The following is a 3,753-nucleotide window of genomic DNA, read 5'->3' on the forward strand; positions in this document are numbered from 1 at the left end:
CCCCGTCACCCCGGATCAGGATCACTTCGAGGCACTTGTTGTGGGTCACGTGCGAGTGCAGAGATGCCTGAATGCTGCTGGCATACTGGTGCTGGATCTCGGTGAGCGTCTGGAGCAGACCCCGCTGGTCATGTTCGTACACCATGGTGATGACACCCTGGCGCTCGCCTTTTACGTCGGATATCCACTGGTAGTGAGTGATGTAACTTCGTATTGAATCCCGTATCCCTTCGGAACGGGAAGAGTACCCCCGGAGGGTCAGGATCTCGTCGAACTTATCGAGGAGGTTCTTGGGGAGCGAGATCCCGATACGTGAAAGTTCAGTCTCGCCTGGCATTGCGATCAGTTTTCATATCTCTCTTCATAGAGTATAAATATTCGCTAACAACCAGTGCATTATTCATACTTCGTATGCCGAACAGGAGGTGACAACCCGGGGATCGCCCGCGCGTAGTATGAAAGCGCAGTGCCGGGCGGCAGAATAATCCCTACTGATTATGTATAAGTAGTGTCACTATATATTGGATAAGGAGGTTCGAAAACTTTTGCGAGATGCATTCATTCCCGGTGTCAATATTGGGCTCGTAGGTCATGTCGATCACGGCAAGACCACTCTGGTCAGCGCGCTGACCGGGACCTGGACGGACAGGCACAGCGAGGAGATCAAGCGCGGCATCTCCATCCGGCTCGGCTACGCGGACACGACTTTTTACAAATGCGAGAACTGCGAGGGGGCTGATGCCTACACTTCCCAACCGGAATGCCCGAGCTGCGGAGAGAAGGCAGTTGCGTTCCGGACGGTCTCGTTCGTCGACGCCCCCGGACACGAGACGCTGATGGCGACGATGCTCTCGGGCTCCGCGCTGATGGACGGCGCGATGCTCGTCATCGCTGCAAACGAGGTCTGCCCACAGCCCCAGACCAAGGAGCACCTGATGGCGCTCGAGCTGATCGGTATCAAGAGGATCGTCATCGTCCAGAACAAGATCGACGTGGTTACGCAGGCCGAGGCGCTGGAGCATTACAAACAGATCAAGCGGTTCGTCAAGGGCACCATCGCCGAGAACGCACCCATCATCCCGGTCTCCGCGCAGAAGGGAGTCAATATCGGTGCCCTGATCCAGACCCTTGATACAGTCATCCCGGAGCCCGAACGCGATCCGGAGATCGACCCCCTGCTGCTCGTCGCGCGGTCGTTCGACGTCAACAAACCCGGCTGCAACTGGCGGGACGTGAAGGGCGGCGTCATCGGCGGTTCGCTCATCCGGGGAGTACTGCGTGAGGGAGACGACATCGAGATCCGACCCGGCCGGCAGGTCCAGATCGAGAACCGGACGAAGTGGGAGCCGATCGAGACGAAGATCACCTCCATCAACGCAGGTAAGGCCGGCGTGACCGAGGCAACGCCCGGGGGCCTCCTCGGCGTCGCGACGAAACTCGATCCGGCGCTGACGAAGAGCGACGCCCTCGCCGGGCAGGTTGCCGGGCTCGTGGGGAAACTCCCGCCGGTATGGGAACGGCTGAAGTTCGACGTGACGCTCATGGACCGGGTGGTCGGCGCGGACAGCGAGCAGATCATCGAGCCCTTGAAGCACAAGGAGCCGTTGATGCTCTCGGTCGGCACCGCCGTCACCGTCGGCGTGATCGTGAACACGAAGAAGAACCAGGTGGAGGTTCAGCTGAAACGGGCGGTCTGCGCGGAGGTCGGCGCACGAATCGCCATCAGCAGACAGGTCGGCGGAAGATGGCGGCTGATCGGCATGGGTGTTCTGGTCGAGTGAGGGTGCTCCTCGACACGAACGCCCTGCTGATGCCGGCCCAGTTCGGGATCGACCTGTATGACGAGCTTATGGGCCTCTTCGGGGATTTCGAACCGGTGACGCTCGAAGAAGTGGTCGGTGAGCTCTCGGGGCTCGCCCGGGGCCGCGGCCGCGACGCGGCTGCCGCCCGTGTGGGCCTTGCGATGGCCCGGCGCTCGACGGTCGTCCCGAGCGGGAGTACCGCGGAGCATGTGGACGACCGGGTGACCGAGTACGCCCGGCGGGAAGGATGCATCGTGGCGACGAATGATCGCCGGCTCCGGAACACTCTCCTCCGCGAGGGGATCGACGTTGTTTCGATGCGGAGAGAGAGAACACTGGAACTGATGAGGGGATAGTGAAACCATGTATTATAAGATGACGCTGGAGGACAAGGTGCGCGTTCCGCCGCACCGCCTCGGGGAGGACCTGGAGAAGGTTATCCTCAACGTACTGCAGGAACAACTGGAAGGCAGCATCACAAAGGAGATCGGGATCTTCATTGCGGTGACGAATATTCTCAACGTCGGCGAGGGAGAGCTGATCCCCGGGGACGGTGCCGTCTACTACGATGTCAGGTTCGAGGCGGCGGTGCTCCGCCTGGGGCTCCAGGAAGTGATCGAGGGCCTGGTGGTGGAGACGACGAGTTTCGGCGCCTTCGTCAGCCTCGGGCCCATCGATGCCATGCTCCACGTGAGCCAGATATCGGACGAATACATCAACTACGACGAGAAGAACGGCAGGCTGGTCTGCCAGGATTCGAAGCGAGCGATCGCCGTCGGCGACGGTGTCCGGGCCCGGATCGTTGCGCTCTCGCTGAACGAGCGCGAGCCCAGAGAAAGCAAGATCGGCCTCACCATGCGCCAGTCGGGTCTCGGAACCACGACGTGGCTGGAAGAGGAACTCGAAGAGGAGAAGAAGGGGGCGGCATAGGATGGTCGTCCGTAAGAAGGTGCTCAAGGTCTGCCGCGAGTGCCACCGGGTCGTCGAGGGAGAGAGCTGCGTGATCTGCGGCACGTCGAACCTGAGCGAGGACTGGGCGGGCTACGTCGTGATCATCGATCCGGAACACTCGGAGATAGCAAAGAAGATGAATATCACCATGGCCGGCAGGTACGCGCTGAAGGTCCGCTGATGCTCCGGCTTCCCGAAGCGCACCGGGGGCTTTTCAAAAAACCGTTCGGCACCCTTTATGCGAGTGTCGACGAACTCCTCCCCCGGCTCGAAGGCCGGGCGGTCTACGCCGTCGGCGACGTGGTGACCCATAACCTCCTCGCCGCAGGAGTCGTCCCCGAGATCGCCATCATCGACGGTTACACGATGCGCACGCCCTGCAACCGTTCGCCCCTCCTCCGGGCCAGAAGGCTGACGGTGAAGAATCCTCCCGGCACGATCACCGCCGAACTTGAGGACGCGATCGGGGAGGTCGTCGGGAACCCTCCCGGGGTGATCTTTGTCGACGGCGAGGAGGATCTTGCGGTCATCCCGCTCGTCCTCGCCGCACCGGACGGAGCCGCCGTCCTCTACGGCCAGCCGGGAGAGGGGGTCGTCCTCCGGCTCGTGGACGCGGCGGCGAAGCAGGAGGCCGCATCCATGCTGAGCGTTTTCGTGCGCGAGTGAGGAAAGGAACTACATACCATCTTTTTACGTCACCCCATGTGAATTTCAGTACAATTGCCTGCAGGTTCCTTTCGCGTCTTCGCGTGAACTGACCGCAGAGGTAATTGCACGGCCTCAAGTGGGATACAACTGCCTCGAAGGCGGGAGGCAGGTGCACCGGAACGACCCCGACCTCCCATCCCAGAGTATAAATAAACGCCCCAACAATATTTTAGGGATATCGATGGACTTCGAAATTACCCGTGATGTGAGGAATGAGTTGTTGAAGAGGAGAGAGCTCGAGTTTACTCTCACCTTCGACGGAGCGACGCCTTCTCGCAAGAGCATTCAGGAG

At 60.7% G+C, this 3,753-nt stretch carries 6 protein-coding genes and 1 pseudogene; 6 read left to right on the plus strand and 1 reads right to left on the minus strand.

What is annotated here, in order from left to right:
- The coding region (nikR, locus tag EI28_RS11385) for a nickel-responsive transcriptional regulator NikR (RefSeq protein ID WP_048114955.1) at window positions 1–337 on the minus strand (337 nt) is incomplete at its 3' end.
- Between the two features lie 208 nt (window positions 338–545).
- Here nikR and EI28_RS11390 point away from each other — a divergent pair.
- The 6 genes and pseudogenes from EI28_RS11390 to EI28_RS15020 all read left to right on the plus strand — a co-directional run.
- Complete coding sequence (locus EI28_RS11390; RefSeq protein ID WP_048114957.1) at window positions 546–1,781, plus strand: translation initiation factor IF-2 subunit gamma; 1,236 nt, start codon at window positions 546–548, stop codon at window positions 1,779–1,781.
- Window positions 1,778–2,158 carry a PIN domain-containing protein gene (locus EI28_RS11395; protein WP_231476784.1) on the plus strand — a complete coding sequence of 127 codons (381 nt, stop codon included), beginning with the start codon at window positions 1,778–1,780 and terminating at the stop codon, window positions 2,156–2,158. Before EI28_RS11390 ends, EI28_RS11395 begins: the two co-directional genes overlap by 4 nt.
- Window positions 2,159–2,165: 7 nt before the next feature.
- The gene (locus EI28_RS11400; protein ID WP_048114961.1) at window positions 2,166–2,732 is read left to right on the plus strand and encodes a DNA-directed RNA polymerase; all 567 of its coding nucleotides are present in this window, start codon (window positions 2,166–2,168) and stop codon (window positions 2,730–2,732) included.
- A 1-nt stretch (window position 2,733) separates the two neighbouring features.
- Window positions 2,734–2,934 carry a transcription elongation factor subunit Spt4 gene (gene spt4, locus EI28_RS11405; protein WP_011845075.1) on the plus strand — a complete coding sequence of 67 codons (201 nt, stop codon included), beginning with the start codon at window positions 2,734–2,736 and terminating at the stop codon, window positions 2,932–2,934.
- Window positions 2,934–3,419, plus strand: coding sequence for a GTP-dependent dephospho-CoA kinase family protein (locus EI28_RS11410; protein ID WP_048114963.1), 486 nt, complete (start codon window positions 2,934–2,936; stop codon window positions 3,417–3,419). Before spt4 ends, EI28_RS11410 begins: the two co-directional genes overlap by 1 nt.
- A gap of 223 nt (window positions 3,420–3,642) precedes the next feature.
- Window positions 3,643–3,753, plus strand: a pseudogene (locus EI28_RS15020) (30S ribosomal protein S24e); the annotation flags it as partial.

Source organism: Methanoculleus sp. MH98A (assembly GCF_000691865.1).
In the GTDB taxonomy this organism is placed as follows: domain Archaea; phylum Halobacteriota; class Methanomicrobia; order Methanomicrobiales; family Methanoculleaceae; genus Methanoculleus.